This window comes from Paraburkholderia sp. SIMBA_053, from assembly GCF_046534895.1.
Classification (GTDB): domain Bacteria; phylum Pseudomonadota; class Gammaproteobacteria; order Burkholderiales; family Burkholderiaceae; genus Paraburkholderia; species Paraburkholderia caledonica.
In genome coordinates this window covers 1-279 of record NZ_JAWRXU010000519.1, presented here as the reverse complement: position 1 = coordinate 279, position 279 = coordinate 1, and the positions used below count along the sequence as shown (strand labels likewise).

Annotated in this window: 1 protein-coding gene; it reads left to right on the top strand. The window is 70.6% G+C overall.

The annotated features are described in order from the left end of the window. On the top strand, positions 1-279 hold a 279-nt coding region (locus tag SB753_RS36680), incomplete at both ends, for a UDP-N-acetylglucosamine 2-epimerase (protein ID WP_410805033.1).

Genomic DNA, 279 nt, shown 5'->3' with positions numbered 1-279 from the left:
CGACTACCTCGGCTTTGTGCGCCTGATGCAGCGGGCGTCGCTGATCCTCACCGATTCGGGCGGCGTGCAGGAAGAAGCGCCGGCGCTCGGCAAGCCGGTGCTGGTGATGCGCGACGTAACCGAGCGTCCGGAAGCGGTCGCGGCCGGCACCGTGCGCCTCGTCGGCACCGAGCGCGCGGCGATCGTGCGGGCCGTCAGCGCGCTGGTCGACGATCCATCCGAGCGCGAACGTTTCGCCCATCGCATGAATCCGTATGGCGACGGACAGGCGTCGCGGCG